18 protein-coding genes are annotated in these 21,131 nt (G+C 69.6%); 4 read left to right on the top strand and 14 right to left on the bottom strand.

The features are described from left to right. Positions 1–24: 24 nt before the first annotated feature. The 4 genes from IEW13_RS06775 to IEW13_RS06760 all read right to left on the bottom strand — a co-directional run bounded on the left by IEW13_RS06775 (position 25) and on the right by IEW13_RS06760 (position 3,394). Positions 25–879: an ABC transporter permease gene (locus tag IEW13_RS06775; RefSeq protein WP_188550196.1), complete on the bottom strand. Its 855-nt coding sequence runs from the start codon at positions 877–879 to the stop codon at positions 25–27. Then, entirely contained in the window at positions 876–1,643 is a 768-nt protein-coding gene (locus IEW13_RS06770) for an ABC transporter ATP-binding protein (protein ID WP_188550195.1), read from the bottom strand. Before IEW13_RS06770 ends, IEW13_RS06775 begins: the two co-directional genes overlap by 4 nt. Beyond that, positions 1,640–2,611 (bottom strand): DUF6282 family protein, encoded by a 972-nt coding sequence (locus IEW13_RS06765; protein WP_188550194.1) that lies wholly within the window; start codon positions 2,609–2,611, stop codon positions 1,640–1,642. The genes IEW13_RS06770 and IEW13_RS06765 overlap by 4 nt, the downstream gene beginning before the upstream one ends. Before the next feature lie 102 nt (positions 2,612–2,713). Continuing rightward, positions 2,714–3,394 carry a GntR family transcriptional regulator gene (locus IEW13_RS06760; RefSeq protein WP_188550193.1) on the bottom strand — a complete coding sequence of 227 codons (681 nt, stop codon included), beginning with the start codon at positions 3,392–3,394 and terminating at the stop codon, positions 2,714–2,716. Positions 3,395–3,465: 71 nt separating this feature from the next. Between IEW13_RS06760 and IEW13_RS06755 the strand changes: the two genes are divergently transcribed. Further along, positions 3,466–4,296 (top strand): NAD(P)-dependent oxidoreductase, encoded by an 831-nt coding sequence (locus IEW13_RS06755; RefSeq protein ID WP_188550192.1) that lies wholly within the window; start codon positions 3,466–3,468, stop codon positions 4,294–4,296. Here IEW13_RS06755 and IEW13_RS06750 read toward each other — a convergent pair. The 4 genes from IEW13_RS06750 to IEW13_RS06735 all read right to left on the bottom strand — a co-directional run bounded on the left by IEW13_RS06750 (position 4,244) and on the right by IEW13_RS06735 (position 10,354). Continuing rightward, positions 4,244–6,529, bottom strand: a complete 2,286-nt coding sequence (locus IEW13_RS06750; RefSeq protein ID WP_188550191.1) for a thiamine pyrophosphate-dependent enzyme — start codon at positions 6,527–6,529, stop codon at positions 4,244–4,246. The genes IEW13_RS06755 and IEW13_RS06750 overlap by 53 nt on opposite strands. 237 nt (positions 6,530–6,766) lie before the next feature. Then, positions 6,767–7,534 carry a maleylpyruvate isomerase family mycothiol-dependent enzyme gene (locus IEW13_RS06745; RefSeq protein ID WP_188550190.1) on the bottom strand — a complete coding sequence of 256 codons (768 nt, stop codon included), beginning with the start codon at positions 7,532–7,534 and terminating at the stop codon, positions 6,767–6,769. A gap of 352 nt (positions 7,535–7,886) precedes the next feature. Then, positions 7,887–8,414, bottom strand: a complete 528-nt coding sequence (locus IEW13_RS06740) for a DUF7010 family protein (protein WP_188550189.1) — start codon at positions 8,412–8,414, stop codon at positions 7,887–7,889. 248 nt (positions 8,415–8,662) lie between these two features. Beyond that, positions 8,663–10,354 carry a DUF885 domain-containing protein gene (locus tag IEW13_RS06735; protein ID WP_188550188.1) on the bottom strand — a complete coding sequence of 564 codons (1,692 nt, stop codon included), beginning with the start codon at positions 10,352–10,354 and terminating at the stop codon, positions 8,663–8,665. Between the two features lie 309 nt (positions 10,355–10,663). On the opposite strand from IEW13_RS06735, the gene IEW13_RS06730 reads away from it, so the two are divergent. Beyond that, a complete protein-coding gene (locus tag IEW13_RS06730) occupies positions 10,664–12,784 on the top strand; it encodes an HNH endonuclease signature motif containing protein (protein WP_188550187.1) in 2,121 nt (706 codons plus the stop codon). Positions 12,785–13,000: 216 nt separating this feature from the next. Here the strand turns inward: IEW13_RS06730 and IEW13_RS06725 are convergent, their stop codons facing one another. The 6 genes from IEW13_RS06725 to IEW13_RS06700 all read right to left on the bottom strand — a co-directional run bounded on the left by IEW13_RS06725 (position 13,001) and on the right by IEW13_RS06700 (position 19,175). Next, entirely contained in the window at positions 13,001–14,155 is a 1,155-nt protein-coding gene (locus IEW13_RS06725; RefSeq protein ID WP_188550186.1) for a PfkB family carbohydrate kinase, read from the bottom strand. Positions 14,156–14,509: 354 nt separating this feature from the next. Beyond that, on the bottom strand, positions 14,510–15,472 hold the full coding sequence (locus IEW13_RS06720) for a C-terminal binding protein (protein ID WP_188550185.1): 963 nt from the start codon (positions 15,470–15,472) through the stop codon (positions 14,510–14,512). After that, positions 15,472–16,299, bottom strand: coding sequence for an HpcH/HpaI aldolase family protein (locus IEW13_RS06715; protein WP_188550184.1), 828 nt, complete (start codon positions 16,297–16,299; stop codon positions 15,472–15,474). The genes IEW13_RS06720 and IEW13_RS06715 overlap by 1 nt, the downstream gene beginning before the upstream one ends. Before the next feature lie 25 nt (positions 16,300–16,324). Further along, entirely contained in the window at positions 16,325–17,599 is a 1,275-nt protein-coding gene (locus IEW13_RS06710; RefSeq protein ID WP_188550183.1) for a TRAP transporter large permease, read from the bottom strand. Between the two features lie 2 nt (positions 17,600–17,601). Continuing rightward, positions 17,602–18,141: a TRAP transporter small permease gene (locus tag IEW13_RS06705; protein ID WP_188550182.1), complete on the bottom strand. Its 540-nt coding sequence runs from the start codon at positions 18,139–18,141 to the stop codon at positions 17,602–17,604. After that, complete coding sequence (locus IEW13_RS06700) at positions 18,138–19,175, bottom strand: TRAP transporter substrate-binding protein (RefSeq protein WP_188550181.1); 1,038 nt, start codon at positions 19,173–19,175, stop codon at positions 18,138–18,140. Before IEW13_RS06700 ends, IEW13_RS06705 begins: the two co-directional genes overlap by 4 nt. A gap of 161 nt (positions 19,176–19,336) precedes the next feature. Here IEW13_RS06700 and IEW13_RS06695 point away from each other — a divergent pair, with 161 nt between their 5' ends. Further along, complete coding sequence (locus IEW13_RS06695; RefSeq protein ID WP_188550180.1) at positions 19,337–19,990, top strand: GntR family transcriptional regulator; 654 nt, start codon at positions 19,337–19,339, stop codon at positions 19,988–19,990. Between the two features lie 131 nt (positions 19,991–20,121). Then, on the top strand, positions 20,122–21,131 hold a 1,010-nt coding region (locus IEW13_RS06690; RefSeq protein ID WP_188550179.1), incomplete at its 3' end, for an aldehyde dehydrogenase family protein.

The following is a 21,131-nucleotide window of genomic DNA, read 5'->3' as shown; positions in this document are numbered from 1 at the left end:
GGTGCTGTCGGCCGCGCGGGCCCCTCAGGCGTCCAGCGGCTTCCATCTGTTGGCCCGGGAGGCGATCGCGCCCACCACGGCATTGAGCACCATGGCCAGAGCGGTGAGGACGACGACGGCGGCGAACACTCCCGCGGTGTTGAACTGGGCGGCGGCGTCGTTGATGAGGTATCCCAGCCCTCGGTTCGAGGCCACGAGCTCGCCGATGACGGCGCCGATGAGCGCGTAGGGGATCGACACCTTCAGCCCGGTCATGAGGCCGGACATCGAGGCCGGGAGAACGACCTTCAGGGCGATGTCGCGGGTGCTCCCGCCCATCAGCCGTACCGCGTCGATCAGGCCGCGGTCCACGTCACGCACGCCCGCAGCGGTGTTCAGGAAGACCAGGAAGAAGACGCTCACCGCGGCCAGGATGACCTTCATGTCGATGCCGATGCCGAACCAGACGATGAACAGCGGCGCCAGGGCCACTTTCGGGATCGAGTAGAGCGCCATCATGAAGGGTTCGAACACGTCGTAGATCAGCCGTACCGAGGCCAGCGCAAAACCGGCGAGCGCCCCAGTGAGGACGCCGATGACATAGCCGAGGGCCACTTCCTGGATGGTGATCCAGGTGTGAGTGCTCAGGGTGCCGTCGGTCACCCACGCCCAGAGCTGTTCCCAGACCGCGACGGGACTGGACACGAACATGGGGTTGGCGACGACGTTCCCGGCCAGCTGCCACAGCACGAGGAACGCCAGCAGCGCCGCGACCCGCAGCGACCACACCGTCGTGGTCCTGCCGTGCTTGCCCCACCAGCTGCGACGGCGGGCTTCCTTCACCGGCCCGCTGGCGCTGACCTGCACCGGGGCCGCGCGGGTCTCCGCCTGGCCGCTCATCGCCGCGCTCCCTCTTTCAGCGCCCGCACCAGCGTGGCGTGCAGCTCCACGAAACGTGGATGGATCTTGGTCTCGTCCGGGTCGCGGGGGCGGGGGAGGTCGATCTCCTGGTCCAGCAGGATGGCACCGAGCGGCCCCAGGACGACGACGCGGTCGCCGAGGAGCAGCGCTTCCTCCACATCGTGCGTGACGAAGACGATGGTGTGACCCGTGGCCGTCCACAACCGGAGCAGCTCGCGTTGCAGTTCCGAGCGCAGCTGGGCGTCGAGGGCACCGAACGGTTCGTCCATCAGGATGGTCTCGGCGCCGTTGGCGAGCATCCGGGCCAGGCTCGCCCGACGTCGCATACCGCCGGACAGCTCCCGGGGGTAGCTGTCGGCGAAGTCCGCCAGCCCTACCGTCGCGATGAGTTCCGCCGCCGCGGCCTGTCGCTCCGGCTTGGGCCGGCCGGCGATCTCCATGGGCATCTCGACGTTGCGCTGCACCGTCCGCCACGGCATGAGGGTGTCGCTCTGGGTGAGGTAGCCGATGCCGGGCGTGGGTCCGGTGTGCGGGCTTCCGCGATGCAGGACCCGGCCGTTCGTCGGCTTGGACAGGCCGGAGAGCAGATTGAGCATGGTGGACTTCCCGCAGCCGGAGCGGCCCAGCACGGTGACGAAGGTGCCCTGTTCGATGGTCAGGCTGAAGTCCCGCAGCGCGACGGTGGCGACATCGCCGCGCTGGAACTCCTTGGTGAGGTGCTCGATCTCCAGCACGGCGGTCATGATGCGAGCTCCTGAGCCGTACGATGCGATTCCGGGGCGTCCTCAAGCGGGGCGGCGCCGGCCAGCCAGCGTGAGTTGTGGACCACCATCAGGCGGACCTCCTCCTCGGAGAATCCCGCCTCCAGCAGGATGTCGGCGGCGATTCCCAGCCCGTCTTCCACGGGCGGGTTGAAGGGCTGGCCGAGGTCGGAGCTCACCACCGAGAACTCGGGTCCGGCGGCGCGGATGTCCCCCAGCCACACGTCCCAGTCCACCTTCCCGGTCAGCGGTGTGGTCAGGCAGCGTTCCAGATACGCCCCGTGAGCGGTGAGCTCTTTCTGTCCGGCGGCCGGTATCCGCTGCGAGGTGAACTCGGGATGCGTCACGACGAGGCGCCGTACGCCGCGTTCACGAGCGGCCGCGATCACCTTGGCCGACTCGTCGCCGTGGAGGTGACCGGTCGCCAGCGTCATGTCGTGCGCGGCGATCACCGTCAGCACCTGGAGGGTCGCCTCCGAGACGGCTCCGTCCTGATCGAGCACGTCGACCGTCGGGCTCTGGATCCCAGCCGATCTGAGGTCTTCCTGAAGCTGCGCCCACATCGGCGGTGTGGCGCCTTCGGGTTCTTCCGCCAGGCAGCTGCGCTGGTTGTCGCTGTCCACGGTGGGAAGCCAGACGAACTGGGCCCCGCTCCGGCCGGCGATCTCGACCGCCACTGGGTTGAGCCCTCCGACGGAGGCGTTGAGCGTGATCGCACCGCGGACATCGACCTCTGGATGCACGGCGCGGACGACGGCCGCGCGTTCAGCGGTGGGGACGTAGTGGGACTTCAGTACGAAACCAGCCATCCCGCGCTCCTTGAAGCGCGGCGCGAGTTCGAGGTCGCTCACCCTGCGTTTCATCACGTCCGGGGCGATGTGCACGTGGAGGTCGTAGGCGCCCCTGACGAGGTCGAGTGCACGGGTGCTGGGTACGGGGTGATTCGACATGCCGCTCCTTTGCGAACAAGTTGGTCACCAACATTGTTAACGATCTTGGAAACGAACGTCAATACCCATGCGCATCAGAATATGGATGCACCGCCTGCGCCCTCACCCGCGCGCTTCGGTGAAGTACTCCTTCGTCGCGCGGTGCACGCTGCGCAGGTGCGCCTGCATCGCCTCCGCGGCGCGGCCGGGATCCTGCGCGCAGATGGCCTCGACGATCTCAAGGTGCTCAGGCAGCGATTCGGCCGGCCGGTGGGGCTGCATGGCCAGCCGGATGCGATAGCGGACATTCTGCGCCCGCAGGCGGGAGACGATGTCCGGGGCCACCCTTGCCCCACTGATGTCCAGTACCGCCTGGTGAAGTGCCCGGTTGGCCTCCGAATAGCCCTCGGCGTCATGCTCGCCGACGGCACGGCGCATCACCTCGGCGATGCCGCGCAGGCGGCTCGCGCCCTCCTCATCCACGCGTTCGGCGGCCCGGCGGGCGCACAGCGACTCCAGCGCTGCCCTGATCTCCACGATCTCTAGCGCCTCCTCCAGATCGACCGCGCGGACCCTGGCGCCGCGGTTCCTGATCCGCTCGACGAGTCCCTCCACCGCGAGGACCGCCAGGGCGGAACGGACGGCACCCCGGCTGGCGCCGAACATCTCAATGAGATCGGATTCGATGAGCCGCTGCCGCGGAGCGAACTCTCCCGCGACGATCGCCTGACGCAGCCGGTCAGCGACACGGTCCGCATCGCTGACCGGCGCGCCCGCCTTCTCGCTGACAGCTTCCTGGGCCATGCTCTTCCTTTCGATCGACGGCAAGCATTATTGTAAACAATGTTGTTCACACATGATTGGGGAGGTCAAGGATGACCAGGATTGCCATACTCGGCCTCGGCGAGGCAGGGCGCCTCTTCGCAGCGGGATATTCCCGTGCCGGCGCCCGCGTGCGCGGCTATGACCCGTTCGTCACCGCCGGGGAGGATGGCGTCGAACAGAGCGCCACGCTGCCGGAGGCGCTGGAGGGCGCTGACGTCGTCATCAGCCTGGTGGGCCCCCGCGCGGCCGCCGCGGTCGCCCGGGAAGCCTGCGCCGTCATCGGACGCGCCTGCGTCTACGCCGACTTCAACACGCTGTCCCCGGAGGAGAAGCGGGCGATCGCGCACGAATTCGAGGGACGGGGGCTCTTCGCCGACGTCGCCGTGATGGCACCCGTGCCCCGCGCCGGCAGCCGCACGCCGCTGCTGGCCTCCGGGTCCGGCGCAGAGACGTTCGTCCGGGCGGTGACGCCACTGGGTACGCCCGCGACCGCGGTGTCCGGCGACGCGGGGGACGCGGCCGGTCGCAAGCTCCTGCGCAGCGTGTTCATGAAGGGCCTTGCGGCGCTCATCATCGAGTCCCTGGAGGCCGCCCGGGAGGCCGGCGCGGAAGAGGAGATCCGCGGGCAGATCGCCTCGGAGCTGGGGGAGGACGGCGAGGCCCTCGTCGACCGTCTCGTGCGCGGCACCCGTCAGCATGCCTCGCGCCGCGTCCACGAGATGGAAGCGGCGGTTGGCTATCTCGCGGAGCTCGGCGCCCGGCATCCGGTCACCGACGCCACGGTCGAGTGGCTGCGCCACCTCAGCGATGCGCCGCTGAAGCGCCCGCTCAGCCCGCCTGGCACAGATCCCGGGCGGCCTGCGCGATCCGTTCCTCGGTGACCAGTACCGTGCTGGCCGCCGGGCCCAGCGGGATATACGAGTCCTCTCCGCACACCCTGGCCACCGGCGTCTGCACCCTGTGGTCGGTCAGTAGCGCCATGAGAGGTTCGGCGATGCCTCCGGTGCGCCGGCCCTCGTCGACGATGAGGATGCGGGAGGCGGTGCGCGCCTGCGCCAGGATGTCCTCCTCCGGGAGGGGGTTCAGCCAGCGTAGGTCGAGCAGCCGGGCGCTGATGCCCTCGGCCCGCAGGTCCGCGGCGACGCGGGAGGACATCCGCACGCCGTTGCCATAGGTGAGGATCAGTAGGTCCTCGCCGTCACCGTGCAGGCGGGCCCGGCAGAACTCGTCGGCGTCCGCCGAGGGCGGCCGGTAGGGCGCGAGCCATCGGCCGTCCCCCTCCTGCCGGTCCCGCGTGTGGTAGAGCGCGATGGGCTCCAGGAAGACGCACACCTTGCCTGAGCCCGCGGCCAGTCCGGCGCAGGCGCGCAGCAGGCCGGGCGCCTCGGCTGGGTGGCTGGGCACCGCGAGCACCAGGCCCGGGATGTCCCGCAGCGCCGCGACGGAGTTGTCGTTGTGGAAGTGCCCGCCGAAGCCCCGCTGGTAGGCCAGGCCGGCGATCCGCACCACCATGCCGTTGCGGTACTGGCCGTTCGAGAAGAACGCGAGCGATCCGGCTTCCCCGCGCAGCTGGTCCTCGGCGTTGTGGACGTAGGCGAGGTACTGGATCTCCGGGATCGGCAGCAGGCCGGCCAGGGAGGCACCGAGGGCCGTGCCGAGGATGGTCTGCTCGTCCAGGAGCGTGTCGAAGACCCGCTGGGCGCCGAACCGTTTCCGCAGGCCCCGGGTGACGCCGTAGACCCCTCCCTTCTTGGCGACGTCCTCGCCGAAGACGAGCGCACCGGGATGGGCGGCCAGCAGATCGATGAGGGCTGCATTGATGCTTCCCGCCAGGGTCAGCGCGGGTCCGTCCTCCGGGAGCTTTCCGGCGAAGATCGTTTCCCGCGACGGCGCCCGGGTCGCGGCGGTCTCGCGTTCGGCATCGGGGTCCCGTGCGGTCAGCGGAGACATGACCTCGCGGGCGGTCCGCAGGCGCGGTGTTCCGTGCACGGCCTCGGCCGACTTCCGGACCGCGGACCCGATCTCCTCGTAGCGGGAGAGCACGTCGCCGGCGGAGGCGCCGTCCTCGATCAACGCGGCGGCGGTGCGTAGCAGCGGGTCGCGGGCGTAGTCCCCCAGGATGTCGCGGGTGGACCGGTAGCCGATCTCCGCATCGGAGCCGGCATGACCCATGAACCGCACCGTCTTCAGGTGCAGCACCAGCGGGCGGCGCTCCCGGCGGACCCGGGCGGCGGCCGCTGCGGCGATGGTCAGCGCCTGGGCCGGGTCGGCGCCGTCGGCCGCGAGGTAGCCGATGCCGGGGAGGCCTCCCAGCACGGCCTCCGTCCAGCCGGGAGGCGTCGTGGTGCTGATGCCGATGCCGTTGTCCTCGCACACCAGCAGCAGCGGCAGCGGCACGCCCTGGTGGGAGCAGTACCCGGCGGCGTTGAGGGCGCCGATGGTGGTCGAATGGTTCATCGAGGCGTCGCCGAAGCTGGTCACCACCACCGCGTCGTCCGGCCAGGACGTGGAACGGCCGAGTGCCTTCGCGCGGCCGAGGGAGAAGGCGAGGCCGACGGCGCGGGGCAGATGGGAGCCGATGGTGGAGGTCTGCGGGATGATAGACAGCCCGGCGTGGCCGAAGACCTTGTGGCGTCCGCCGGAGATCGGGTCGCGGGTGGAGGCGGTGAGGCTGTGCAGCACGTCTTCGACCGGGGTGCCGCCTGGGACCTGCGCGGCGCGGGCGCAGTAGAAGCCGCCCGAGCGGTAGTGCAGCAGCGCCGGATCGGTGGGGCGGAGCGCCAGGGCGACGGCGGCGTTGCTTTCGTGCCCGGCAGAACCGATCGTGTAGAAGCCCTCGCCCTGGGACTGCAGGCTGCGCGCGGCCAGGTCGAGGTGGCGGCTGCGGGCCTGCGCGTCGAAGTACTCCTGCAGCAAGTCCGTGGCGATGGGCGCATCCGGCCGGCGCGCCGGAACGGGTCCTTTCCCGGTCGGGACGACACCCGGGGGCGAGCTGCGCACGGGCTGCGAGTCATGCGCCGGCGTGTACCGGGCGAGCCAGCTGCGACGGGCCTCGTCGTCCTCCTCCCAGGCGGTCAGCTGCCTGCGAAGATGCTCGTCCACGCTCTCGATCATCGTGCTCCCGTCCCCTGCGCGGGCTCCCCTGCTGCCCGCGGACCTCTATAGAAGCATCGGCGGATGCGACGCACGGCACAAGAGCGGCACGGGAGTCAGGCCGCCCGGATTCCTCAACCAGGGCTTTAGGGTTCATGAACCGAGCGCGCCGCGGCGGTTCGGGGAGAACACGTACGGCTGAGCATGCGGGCCGGGACGAGCGACCCACGCACACTTCGACGCCGCGGCCGCGCCCCGTCACAGCCAGCGCGGCGCAGGCACCTCCGCGCCAGCATCGAGGCCACTGGCATCGCGGCCGGAGGCCCAGCCGACCACCGCCGCGAGCGTCCCCCGCACGAGCGCAGGCTCGCCACCGGTGGCCGGGAGGGGGACCTCGGGAGCCAGCTCAGGGTGATCCGTCACCTCCAGGCGGACCGCGGGGCCGTCATCGGCGCCCTGGCTGCTCCAGTGGCCGGTGATATCGCGAAGAAGCCTGGCAAGGACCTCCGGCGGAACATCCTCGAATCCGAGGCCGGCGTCGAGGTCGACGGCGTGCAGCCAGAGTTCACGGGCCCGCATCCAGACCGTCTCGGAGAACGGGATGTCGGCGCCCTGGGCGGTGCGGACGCGCGCCTCCCACACCGGCCGGGTGGCGTCCCGCCAGCATCCGTCCAGTTCCGCGGCACCCTGCCGGTGCAGGCAGCGCAGTTCGAGAGCGGGCCGCGCGGCGAGGGATTCGATCTCGGCGTCGCGTGCTTCGCGGGAGGGGTACATGGGGTGCTCAGTGCCGGTCCGAGCCCATTCGGCCAGCCGGAGGAACGCCCTCGCATTGGCGGCCACGTGGGCGATGACGTGCCGGCGGCGCCAGCCGGGCAGGAGGCTGGGCTGATCGTAGACGTCGTCCCCGGAAACGCGCCCGCCTTCGTGCTCGGCGCGTTCGAGCCGTGCCAGTGCCGCGTCGAAGAACTCGGTGCTCTGCCGCACCGTGCGCAGCGCTTCATCGAGCTGCGGATCATGAGTGCTCATGGATGAAGTCTAGGTGCCTTGTCTCCAGCACATGGCGCCGGGGCGCTTCGGCTTCCGACAGCAGGGGCGGAAGTCCGGCGCTCAGGAGCCCGGCGACGCCGACCGCTGGGAACGGCGAGCCGCGCGGCCAGGTGGGGTCCGGCCGCAGAAACCCGGCCACCTCTAGTACTGAAACAGCGAGCCACGTAGCCGAGCGGGGACCCCCAGAAAGCAGGCAGGGCCTACCGCGAAAACAGCAGGCCACACGGCCGAGCCGGGATTCCGGCCGCAGAAACCCGGCCACGTCTACGGCGGGGGCGGTGAACCGGGCGCCCGGGACTGCGGCTCACGTCTCAGCGGGGCGGTTCACGTCTCAGCGGGGCGCGCGGTGGAGGACGAATCCGAAGATCAGCAACAGGGCGGCACCGATCCAGCCGCCGGCGATCCCGTACTCGGGAAACCCGAGCGTCAGGACGACACCGGCAAGGACCATCAGGATGCCCAGCACGGCGAAGAGCTTCTGGCCGTAGAGGAAGACGAAGGGCAGGTAGTGCGCACCGACGATCGCCAGAGCCGCCGGGAAGAACAGATGAGGAGCGGAGATGCCCAGTGCCAGCGCCACGAGCAGCCCGATCGGCACCGTCATCGCCGTCTGGGTGGCCAGCGCGTTCATCGGGTGCCCTTTGGGCAGGGCGTTCTCTCCCGGTCCCAGCCTCATGATCAGCAAGGACACCGGCATGATGAGCATCCCGCCGAAGAACAGCGTCACCATCGCCGCCTGGTCGCTGCCCCAGGTTCCGGCCGCCGCCGCGGCGCACCAGAGCACCGATGACACCCATGGCCCCACCGAGCCGCCGTAGTAGACCCGTCGTACATCGGCCTGTGCCTGCTGGATCTCCATGGCTCCAGCCTGGCATACCGTCCGGAAGGCGCGCAGCAAGAGACCCACGCCGCCTCGGCGCTCCGGGCGAACTGCGCTCCGGCCGTCCCGTGGGTACCGGGAGCGGCCAGACCGGGCCCGCCCTCAGGAGCCGAGCACGATGACGGCCGGACCAGCCCTGCCAGCGCTCGGGCCGCGCGGATACCGGGGCGTCGACCAGTGAGCACCGGGCGATACCAGGGCCCGTGGCGGCCAGACCGGCCCTGCCCTCAGGAACCCAGCAGCGCCTGCCGTAGCGTGCCCAGGCCGACGCTTCCGAGGGCGAGCGCTTCAGCGTGGAAGCGCTTGAGGTCGCGGCCGTTGCGTGCGATCCAGTCGTCGCGCAGCCGTTCCCATTCGCGCTGGCCGACCTTGTAGGAGGGCGCCTGGCCCGGCCAGCCGAGGTAGCGGTTGGCCTCGAACCGGACGAAGCCCTCGTTCATGTTCACGTGCTGCGCCAGGAACGGGAAGGCGTCATCACCGGTCCAGGTGCCGGTGCCGTCGGGCTTGGGCAGCCCCAGGTGGACGCCGATGTCGAGCACGACGCGGGCGGCGCGCATCCGCTGGCCGTCGAGCATCCCCAGCCGCTCGGCGGGCGTGCCCAGGTAGCCGAGCTCGTCCATCAGCCGCTCGGCGTAGAGCGCCCAGCCCTCGCCGTGGCCGGAGTTCCAGTTGAACCTGCGCCAGGCGTTCAGCCGGCCCCGCTGGTACAGCGCCAGGCCGGTCTGGAGGTGATGGCCGGGAACGCCCTCGTGGTAGACGGTGGTCAGTTCGCGCCAGGTGTCGAAGCGGGTGACTCCGGCGGGCACGGACCACCACATGCGCCCGGCCCGGGCGAAGTCCTCGCTGGGCGGCGTGTAGTAGATGCCGCCCTCGTCCGTGGGCGCGATCATGCATTCGATCCGGCGCAGCGGCTCGGGGATGTCGAAATGCGTGGCGCCGAGTTCCGCGATGGCGCGGTCGCTCACCTCCTGCATCCAGGCGCGCAGCGCTTCGGTGCCCTCCAGCTGCATGGAGGAGTCCGATTCCAGGTAGGCGATCGCCTCCCCCACGCCTGCGCCGGGGAGGATTTCCTGGGCGATCCGTTCCTGCTCCTCGACCATCCTGGTCAGTTCCTCCACGCCCCAGGCATAGGTCTCCTCCAGGTCGACCTCCACGCCGGTGAAGTGCCGCGAGGCCAGCTGGTAGATCTCCCGGCCCACGGCATCGGCGGGTGTCGCCTTCTGGCTGAGCTCGTGCTCCAGGAAATCCGCGAGTCGCTCATAGGCGCCGATGGCGGCTCCGGCCGCGGTCTCCAGCGCGGGCCGCTGCGGTTCGGGTGCGCGGGCGGCCAGGGCGGCGAAGAAGCTGCCGGCTCCGCTCTGCTTGCGGGCCTGGGCGAGTACCTCGGTGACCTGGCGGATGGCTGGCGTGTTCCCGGCCTCGATGCCGGCGCGCAGGGAGGCGAGGTAGCCGTCCATCGCGTCCGGGAGGTTCTGCATTCGCAGCGCGATGTGCTCCCAGTCCTCCGGGGTGTCCGTGGACATCAGGTCGAAGATGTCTCGCAGCCCCTGCGCCGGTGAGGCGATGACGTTGAGGTCCCGCTGCCAGAACCCGGCCTCGTGCTGCTCCACTGCCAGGTCCAGGGTGCGGATCAGCTCGGCGCGGGTGACCCGGTCCACCTCGTCGGCCGGTTCGGTGGCGCGCACCTGGGCGAGCATCCGGCGGGCGGCGCCGGCGTGGCCGGCGTGGCCGTCGGGCGAAAGATCGGCGTACTGGCCCTCACGGCCGGGCCGGCCGAGTTCCACGTGGAGTTCGGGCTCGAGTTCCAGCAGGGCGTCCATCCACTGCTCGGCGAGCCGGTCCAGCTCGGTGGGGGTGCGTTCTGCCCTGGGCGCGGCTTCGCTGCCGCCGGTGTCGGGAAGGGGTGCATGTCCGGTCATGAACGACAAGCCTACTGCGGTCGCACGGTGTTCTGGCAGCCTGAGCGTTCTGGTGTGATGAACGTTCTGACGTGCTGGACGTTTTAACCTGACGGAGATTCTGGCGTGCTGGAGATTCTGCCCATTGGAGACTCTGCCCGTGAGAGATTCTTCCCCGTTGGACGTTCTGATTGGTTGACTCCGCCGGGGTTGCGGGCACAGTCCCGCCTGCACGCGCGAGCGTTGTTCTGTATACCACCAGCCTTGACATCACTGGGCACAACCCCGCTTGCACGCGGGAGTGTCCGTGCCGGGTCATACAGTAAGACCATGACGAACACCCCGCATCGCTACCGGCACGAGGAGCTTCGTGCGGTGCCTGCAGCCGGCGCCGGTGCCGGCCGGGGTGGCGGTGCACGGCACGATGGCGGCCAGGGTGGCGCTGCATGGCCCGACGGCGGCCCCGGCGGAGAACACCGTCCGACCTGCGGCGATGCCCGCGGGAACCGAAGTCCGTCCCGCAACACCGCCGGTGGTGATGCGCTGGATACGCTTGCCCGTCTTCAGCGGGCGTCGGCTCGGATGGAAGCGCAGATCCTCACCCACGCCCTGGACTACCTCGATCGCGTGGCCGCCCAGGCTGAGGCCGACTACGCCAATCACGACCGTCACCTCAACCGCCTCCAGGCCGCCGGCGACGCACATGCCGCCAGCGCCGCCCAGGCCGCCGGGACAGGACACTCCGGTTCTGTACAGCAGGTTCAGGCTGCACGCGGCGCCGCGATCTATGAGATCGGCCAGGCGCTGGGCCTCAGTGAGGGCCAGGCGTCCCTCCGGCTGGCCCGGGCGGCCCGTGTCCGTGAGGCGCTACCAGCCTCCTGGCAGGCCTTCCAGGCCGGCGTCCTGGACGCCGCGCGGGTTCATGTTCTCGCCGAGGCCGCCAATGCCCTCACCCGGGCCGAGTCCCTGCATAGGCTTGATGCGCAGGCGGCCACGTACGCTGCCGGCCGGACCGTGGCGCAGCTACGAGCCTGGATCAAGCGGCGGATCGCGTCGTGGGAACCGGACGCGCAGGCCCACCGCACCGCTGAGGCGCTGCAGGGCCGGCGGGTATGCATCGACCACCGCGATGACGGGGTCAGCGAGTTGTGGGCCGTGCTGCCCACGATGCACGCGGTCGCGATTGATCAGGCACTGACGAGGGCAGGAAAGCGGCTCCTGCAACAGTGTCGCCACGGTCAGCAGGCAGGTGGCCTGCACAATCGCGGCAGCACGGCCGGGAACGATAGTGCGGCCGGGAACGACGACACGACCGGGGACAACAACGGCGGCGCGGCCGGGAACGATGGCACAGCGCCTCGTCCCGCCCTCCCGCGTGTCACGTTGGAGCAGGCCCGCGCCGATGTCCTCGCTGATGTCTTGACCGGGGGAAAGCTGCCCCGCGCCCTGGACGCCACCGCCACCGTCGATGCCGGTGGTGTCGATGCCGGTGGTGGGAGCACCGGCTTCCGTGTCCAGTCCGGCCCCGGTAGCACCGGCCACGAAGGCGATGCCCCGGCCACCCACACCGGTGAGGGCCCCGGAGTGGCCTACGAGCCCGGAGCGGGACTCGAAGCCCTGCGGGACGTCCGAGTCGATATCGGCATCACCATCCCCATCGGCACCCTGGCCGGGACAGCCCAGGCGCCCGGTACCGCACCAGACGGGTCCTGGACGCTCCCGGCAGACCAGGTGCGGGAACTCGCTCTCAGTCCTGCTGGCGGTCAGGTGTTCTGGCACCGCCTCCTCATCGACGACAGCGATGACGGTGGCGGCGAGGTGCTCTCCCACACCTATGCCGGGAGGTTCCCGCCCAGAGTCCTCCAGGCTGCGCTCCGGTTCCGGGACGGCACCTGCAGTGTGCCCGGGTGCCGGGTGCCGGCCGCTGACTGCGACACCGACCACCGCACTGCGTGGCCGGCCGGGCCGACCCGTGCTTCGAACTTGTGGAGTCTGTGCCGACGGCATCATCGATGGAAGACCCTCGGGATCATCGAACCGGTCCGCACCAGCGACGACGGCAGCAGTGACAGTCACAGCACCAGCAACCCCGTCCGGTGGGGGTGGGTGCTGCCCTCTGGCAGGGTCGTCCGGGTCGAGCCGGTGGACCACCGTCCCATCGCCGAAACGCCACCCAGCACCTACACCGGAATCGATTCACTGCCGGTGGGCCTGGCCGGGGAGGTCCTGGGTGAGTTCCCGGACGCCTTCCCGCCGCGTGGTCCGGCGTCAGGGCGCCACGGTATGCCGTTGGATGAAGACTTCTGGGACGAAGGCTCGTGGGAAGACGGTCCGCCGCCTCCAAGGGACCTCGATGTTCTCCCGCCTGTCCCCGTAGCGTGCATCACCGCCACGGTCCCGGGCAGCGCTACCGTCACCGGTACACCCGCACCCGCACAGATGCATGCGTGAACGGGCATCGACGCAGCCATTTCCTGAGCGCCCGCCGCTCAGACCCAGGCCGTCACATAGGGGCGTCCACGAGCAGACCCACGCCGGGAATCACGCAGACACCACGCCCGGAACCCCGCGGACCTCGCATCCGAGATCCAGCAAGTTTCGCATCCAGACTCCCGCAGACTTCACGCTCCGCACCCACCAGGTTTCGCGGCCGAGGGACCACAGGTTTCACACCTGGAAGTCCCGCGGATAGGACGACTGCGCCCCGGCACCGGTAGCGGCATGGGCCGCGAATCGGCTGGCCTGCTCGGCTGCCCGGATCAGGTCGTCACCCTCAGCCAGGCGCCCCACCAGCACGCCCGCGAAAGCGTCCCCGCAACCCGTCGTATCGACGACCTCGACGGCAACAGCCGGGACGTGGCCACGTTCCCCGGATTCCTGGACGATCACCGCTCCCTCAGCACCACTCGTCACGACGAGCGTGCTCACGCCCAGTGCTCGCGCCTCGGAAGACATCGCGGCGGCCCGCTCGGAGGACCGTCCAACGTCGTCCGACCGCGCACTGCGCGCAGTCCCGGCGCCGCCGTCCGCCCTCTTCGGGACCGTTGTCCCGGTTGTCCCACTCGCGCCAGTCACCCCAGGCACTCCGCTCACCCCAGGCACCCCGCTCGCGCCGGTCACCCCAGGCACCCCACTCGCGCCGTTTGTACCGGCCGCGTCCGACGCACCGATCACCCCGGACCTGCTGGCGCAGTCCGACGCATCACGCGCCTCGCTCCCCCCGCTCGCACCGACTGAGCCCGATGTGCCAGCCGCCGACGCCAGCAACAGCGCCGCTTCGTGCTCGTTGACGATCACCAGATCCACATCATCCAGCGGGAACGGCTGCGCCGGCACGGGTGAGAGATTGAGCGCCACCCGGGCTCCGGCGGCGCGAGCCCGCCGGGCGAGTTCGGCGACCTCCCCCAGCGGCACCTCCAGCCCGAGCAATACCCACTCAGCGCGTTCCAGCAGCTCAGGCGGGCAGTCATCGGCGCCCAGCTGGGCATTGGCGCCCGGTGCGATCACGATGGTGTTCTCCCCGTCCTGCCGGACCGTGATCAGCGCGGTGCCAGTGGGACGACTGCCTTCGACCATCGCGGAAACATCCACGCCCTCTGCGGCGAGCGCCTGGCGAGCCGCCCTGCCCGGGGCATCGGCGCCGGTGCGCCCGATGAACACGGTCTGGACGCCCGCGAGCGCCGCCGCCACCGCCTGATTCGCGCTTTTGCCCCCGGTAGCCGTCTCCAGCTCCGATCCGGCGATGGTCTCACCGGGAGCGGGGAACTCGGGGACTCGCACGGTGACATCGGCGTTGATCGACCCGAACACCAGCAGCGTCACCTGATTCCCCTTCCTTCTCTGTATCCTCTGCCTCCACAGTAGAAACGCGTTCCGCCCACTCCGCAGCAGGGACCCGTTTCCCCGGCACCGCGATAGAGCCAAGCGCCCCCGGCGCCACAGCGGGAACGCGCTCCACTGGCTCCGCAGTGGCGACGCGCCCCTCCGACGCCGTCTTCTCTGTCTCCGCAGCGGGGACGCATTCCTGCAACTTCACGACGGGGAGGCGTCCTCCGATTCCGCGATGGAGACGCACCCCCGGCTCCGCAACGGGGACGCACTTCCCCGTCTCCACCGCGGGAGCGATATCTCCGCTACGGGAACGGCGCGCCCCAGCTCCGCCGGCAACCCGCCTCGCTACCGGTTGACCTGGCATCGCAGCGTCTCGCCCAGGCACGCCCGCTTCATCTCGTCAGCAGCATACTGCTGGAGGTTGATCAGCGAACGCTCCGAATAGAAGGCCGCGTGCGGCGTCAGCAGAGTCCTCGGCGCGGTCCGCAGCGGATGACCGGCTTCCAGCGGTTCCGTCTCGAAGACATCCAGTCCGAGCCCGCCCAGATGCCCCTCCGTGACCAGCTCAGCAGCGGCCCGCGTGTCCATCAGCCCGCCGCGAGCGGTATTGACCACGATCGTCCCGGGCTTCGTCCGCCGGAGGGCCTCGGCATCCAGCAGGTGATGCGTCGAGGCGTTGAGCGGCGCGTGCAGCGAGAGCACGTCCGCGCTCTCCAGCACCTCCGCCAGCGGCGCCAGCCGGATGCCCTCGCCCGCGAGCACCCCGGCATCGGCGTAAGGGTCATGGGCGACCACCCGGGACCCGAACGCCTGCACGCGCGCGGCCACGAGCCGGCCGATCTGGCCGGTGCCGACCAGGCCGACCGTGATGTCGCTGAGCGCGGGGATGGAAGCCGAGCGGGCCGCGACGGCCCAGCCGTCCGGTGCCTGCCGGATGGCTGCATCGAACTCGGTGACCCGGCGGAGCACGCTGAGCATCAGCATGACCGTGTGGTCCGCGACAGTGGCGGCGCCGTAATCGGGGACGTTGCACACGCGCACGCCCAGCCGGGTCGCCGCCTCCACGTCGATGGTGTCGTAGCCGATGCCGTAACGGATCACGACGGCACCCGGGTTCAGCCCCGCCAGCACCGCCTCTGTGATCGGCGCGTAGCAGAGCATGACCACATCGGCGCCCCGCGTGAGGGCGATGACGGAGGCCTCATCCGTCACCTGGTCCACGACGAGCTCCGCCCCGGCCTCCGCCGCCGCCTTCTCCTCGGCTTCCAGGTGGGGGAACTCATGATCGGTGATGACGACCTTCGGCATCAGTACCGCACCCCTCCCTGCGCGGCGCCGCCAAGAACCTGCGCAGCGCCGCCAGGAACCTGCGCCACGCCCCCGGCCGCCTCCGCCAGGTCCGCGGCGTAGGCGGCACGGGCCGCGCCGATGTCGCTGGACGAGGTGATGAACCGGAACCCCTGGGCGCGCCGGGCCGCGGCCTCCTCGCCGGTGCCGCAGTGAATGCCCGGGATCACGCCGGCCTCCTGGGCGGTCGCCAGGATGGTCGCGATGGCCTCCGTGGTCGCGGGTTCCTCGGGCCCCGGGAGGGAACCAAGGGACAGCGCGAGGTCCGAGGGACCGATGTACACCCCGTCCACGCCGTCCACGCGGCAGATCTCGGCCACCTCGGACAGGCCGGCGGTGTTCTCGATCATGACGAACAGCAGCGGCGCACCGGCACGCTCGGGCGCGGGGTCGTGTCCCAGCATGAGCGCGTTCGTCGGCCCCCAGGAGCGGCGCCCCCGCGGCGGATAGTCCAGCGCCTCCGCCGCGGCACGGGCCTCCGCCGCGGAGGAGACCAAGGGCACGATGATCGCGTCCACGCCCGCATCGGCGAGCATGCCGATCTCGGTGAAGCGGTTGTCCGGCACCCGCGCGACCACCATCGCATCGCCGCCGGCGCGGACGGCGTCGGACAACGGCATGATGTGCTCGGCCCGCGCCAGGCCATGCTGCATGTCCAGGCAGACGTAGTCGTAGCCGAGGGACGAGGAGATCCTCGCCAGATCGGCGCTGCTGGACATCATCCACATCCCGTGAACGGTGTCGCCGGAGCGCAGCCGTTCCAACGGCGCGGCAGTCGTGTGGGGCATGACGGGTCCTCTCTTGAAGGTGGATTCAGCCTGTGATGAAGGCCATGGACAGGAAGGGCACGAAGGCGACGAGCAGGCTCGCGGCGACCAGGAGGGTGAAGCCCGGTACCACCGCCATGACGGCTTCGTCCGCGGAGACCTTCGCGGTACGCGAGGCGATGAACAGGTTCACCCCCAGCGGCGGCGTGATGAAGCCGATCGCGAGCACCATGATGATCACCACGCCGATGTGGACCGGGTCCATGCCGACGGCCTCCAGGACCGGCAGCAGGATCGGCGCGGTGATGGTGACCGCGGCGATGGTCTCCATAAAGGTCCCCAGCAGGATCAGCATGAACACGACGAGCAGGACGATCACCACCATATTGGTGGAGATCCCGGTCAGGAAGGCCAGCATCATCTCCGGCACCTGCGCCACCGCCAGGAACCTGCCGAACACGGCAGCCGCGGCGACGATGACCATCAGGGCGCTCGTGGTGATCGCGGCGGAGACGAAGGAGTCGAGGTAGCCGCGCAGCGGCATCTCCCGGTAGAACACGGCAGCGATGACGAGTCCGTACACCACCGAGACCACCGCGGCCTCCGTCGGGGTGAACACGCCGCCGTAGATGCCGCCGAGGATGATCACCGGCAGCAGCAGCGCGCCCTTGGCGCTGTTGAGCGAGCCCAGGCGCTCGCGCCAGGACGCCTTCTGCGCCCCGGCGACGCCTTTGCTCCTGGCGTAGTACACCGCCCACAGGATGAGGACCAGCGCCATCAGGACGCCCGGCAGGATGGCCGCCCGGAAGAGGTCGCCGATGCTCGTGCCGGTCGTGACGCCGAAGACGACGAGCGGGATGCTGGGCGGGATGACGACGCCCATGGTGCCTGCCGCGGCGATGAGTGCCGCGGAGAACCGCCGGGAGTACCCGAGCTTGATCATCTCCGGGATCATGATGCCGCCGACCGCCGCGACCGTCGCCGGGCCCGATCCGGAGATGGCGGAGAAGAACATCGCCGTGATCACCGCCGCGACCCCGATGCCACCGGGCAGGTGGCCGACGAACGAGACCGCCACGGAGAACAGCCGGCGGGATATCCCGCCGCGGCCCATCAGCATGCCGGCGAGGATGAAGAACGGCACGGCCATGATCGGGAAGGAATCGTTGACCGTGGTCATCGCCTGGGTGAGCATGCCGAAGGAGACACCCGGGTCGAAGAGCAGGATGGTCACCAGGCAGGCTGCCAGGAGTGAGTACGCGATCGGCAGCCCGGCCAGGAGACCGAGCACGAGGATGCCGGTGAGGGTGAGGATCTCCATCGTCAGCGGCCTCCTTCGTTCCGCTCGGCTCCGGACGCGGGGCTCCCCGCGCCGCGCCACAGGCGGATGCTGCTCTGCACGGTCCGGATGCTGGCGACGGCCATCCCGGCCGGGAGCGCGGTGTAGACCACCCACATGTCGAGCGAGAGCGCCGGTGACGTCTGCCCGAGATCGCCGATGATGTAGGCGAGTTCCACGCCCTTGATCACCAGCGCGATGTTCACCGCCAGCATCACCAGATGGCACAGCTGGGCCAGCACCCGGCGGGCGACCTGCGGCAGACGCACCACGAGCGCGTCGATGGCGACGTGCTCGGCACGCAGCACGACGGCGCCCAGGCCGATGAAGATGAGCCAGATGAACAGGTACCTAGCGAGCTCCTCGCTCCAGGAGATCGAATCGGAGAAGACGAACCTGGCCACCACCTGCAGGAACAGGATGCCGACCATCACCGCCAGCACTCCGGCGATCACGTACTCTTCCACGCTCAGCCGGCTGCGTGCGGGGGCTCGGTCCCCGGCGGCGTATTCGAGTGAGCTCATCGTTCCGCCTCCACGGTCTCCAGCAGCTCATCCACCGAGGCATCGCCGACGATGCTGCGCACGAAGGGCTCGGCGGCCTCCTGCATGAGGGCCCCGAGTTCCCCCCTGGTCTCCTCGTCCAGTTCGCTGACGTTCACGCCGGCGGCCTCGATGGTCTCCCGGGCCCGTTCGTTGTCGACCACGGCCTGCTCGCGGCAGTACGTCACGGAGTCTGCGCCAGCCTGCTCGACGACGTCCTGGAGGTCGGCGGGAAGCTGGTCGAAGAAGGTGCTGCTGAGGATCAGCGGCGTCGGCGTGTAGACGTGCTCGGAGATGACCAGTTCGCGCTGCACCTCGTAGAACCGCTGCGACTCGATGAGCGGCAGCGGGTTCTCCTGGGCGTCGATGGTGCCCTGCTGCAGGCCGATGTAGACCTCCCCGAACGCCATCGGCGTCGGGTTGGCGCCGGTCGCGTTCCAGGCCCGCATCTGGACCGCGTTCTCCAGGGTGCGCAGGCTCAGTCCCCGCAGATCCTCGGGGCTCTCGATCGTGCGGCCGCTGGTCGTCAGGTTGCGGAAGCCGTTCTCCCAGTATCCGAGCCCCTTGATCCGGAACCTGGTGAGATCGTCGAGCAGGCGCGTGCCGTACTCGCCGTCGAGGACGCGATAGGCGTGGTCCCGGTCGTCGAACAGATAGGGAAGATCCCAGACGTTCATCTCCGGCGCGAACGCCGCCAGCGGGGAGGAGGACGGCGCCGCGAGCTCGAGGTTGCCGAGCTGGACCGCTTCGATGAGCTCCCGGTCCCCGCCGAACACCTCGTTCGGGTAGACGCTGACCGCGATCCGTCCCGAGGAGCGCTCTTCGACGAGTTCCTTGAACTTCAGGAAGGACCTGTGATGGAAATGGTCGGTGCTCGTGGCATGCCCGGCGGTGATGCTGAACTCTGCGCCATCGGCGCCCAGCGCCCCGCATCCGCTCAACGTCATGAAGCCGGCGCCGATGCCGAGAGCCGACAGCACGCTGCGGCGGCTGGGCCGCGCGCCTCTCTGTGCCACGCTCGCCATTGAGAGCCTCGTTTCGGAAAGTAGACGACACTGTCCACGCGGATGACGGTAAACGGTTAACCGTTATCCGCTTGGTACAGTGAAGCAGCTCCCCGGAACGCCGTCAAGAGCCCCGGAGCAGCAGAGCGCACGCAGACGTGAGGAAGAGGGGAATGATCCGGCAGGAACGACTGGGGGACCAGCTGGCCCGGGACCTTCGGCGGAAGATTCTCGGCGGGGAGCTGGAACCCGGCCATCACTTGGTCGAGCACGTGCTGGCCGAACGCTACGACGTCAGCCGCGGCCCCGTGCGCGAAGCCCTGAAACAGCTCGAGGTCGACGGCCTCGCCGACTCCGTCCGCCAGGGCTACCGGGTGTCGGAGGTGACCGCCGAGGACATCGACGAGCTGTACATGCTCCGGCTCGCTCTGGAGACGCTCGCCGTGGAGCGCGCCCGGGCGAAGGCGGCGGACTGGTCTGAGCTGGAGCGGATCGTCGCCGGCCTGCACGATGCCGCCGCGGAGAACTCGCAGTCACGCTTCGCGCAGTGGGACCTGCGATTCCACAGCTTCTTCTACCAGGCCGGCGGAGGCAAACGGCTGCGCACGATGTGGACGCTGTTCGAGCCGACGCTGGCGGCCCTCGCGGAGATCAATCCGCACCCCGCCGACGACCTGCAGAACGCTGCCGAGGATCACGACCGCATCTTCCACGCCATCAAGGACTCCGGCGACGACGACGCCTGGCGAGCCCTCCTCACCACGCATCTGGTCGGCGCCAAGGAACGGCTTCAGCAGAGCATGGCCGCCGGGCGCGACCCGGCCTGATCGGCGACCCTCACTCCTCCGCCGGCTAGCCAGATGGAGCATTCCGGCGTGGCCGGTGGACACATGTCGGGTTATCTTCGGGCCGTGAGCTTCCTAGCATGAGGGGCACACATCGACGAGAAAGGCCTCTCATGTCTGATTTGCCGCTCATCCCGCACTGGATCAACGGAACCGAACACCACACCACCGGCACCAACACCGCACCCGTCTACAACCCCGCCACCGGCGAACACACCCGCAACGTCACCCTCGCCACCGAAAGCGACATCAACACCGCCATCACCGCCGCCGCCACCGCGTTCCCCACCTGGCGCGACACCTCCCTGGCCCGACGCCAAGCCATCATCTTCCGCTTCCGCGAACTCCTCACCACCCGCAAAAACGAACTCGCCCACATCATCACCCACGAACACGGCAAAGTCCTCTCAGACGCTGCAGGAGAAATCGGCCGCGGCCTAGAAATCGTCGACCTCGCCTGCGGGTTCCCCCACTTCCTCAAAGGCGACCACACCATCAACGCCTCCACCGGCATCGACGTCCACTCCCTCAAACAACCCCTCGGCGTCGTCGGGATCATCTCCCCCTTCAACTTCCCCGCCATGGTCCCCATGTGGTTCTTCCCCCTGGCCATCGCCGCCGGAAACACCGTCATCCTCAAACCCAGCGAGAAAGACCCCTCCGCCGCGAACTGGCTCGCCGCCCTATGGAAAGAAGCCGGCCTACCCGACGGAGTCTTCAACGTCCTCCACGGCGACAAAACCGCCGTCGACGGCCTCCTGAACTCCCCCGTCGTGCAGTCGATCTCCTTCGTCGGATCCACCCCCATCGCCAAATACATCTACGAAACCGCCGCCAAAACCGGCAAACGCGTCCAAGCCCTCGGCGGAGCGAAAAACCACATGCTCGTCCTGCCCGACGCCGACCTCGACCACGCCGCCGACCAAGCCATCAACGCCGGCTACGGCTCCGCCGGAGAACGCTGCATGGCCATCTCCGTCATCCTCGCCGTGGAGACCATCGCCGATGACCTCACCGCGAAAATCAAAGACCGCATCCAACAACTACGGATCGGTGACGGCACCAACAAGCATGAGCCCGACCTCGGACCCCTGATCACCGCCGCCCACCGCGACAAAGTCGC

Source organism: Sediminivirga luteola (assembly GCF_014639315.1).
Lineage (GTDB): Bacteria > Actinomycetota > Actinomycetes > Actinomycetales > Brevibacteriaceae > Sediminivirga > Sediminivirga luteola.
The sequence above is the reverse complement of the archived record's forward strand: the minus strand, read 5'-3'. Positions and strand labels throughout refer to the sequence as shown.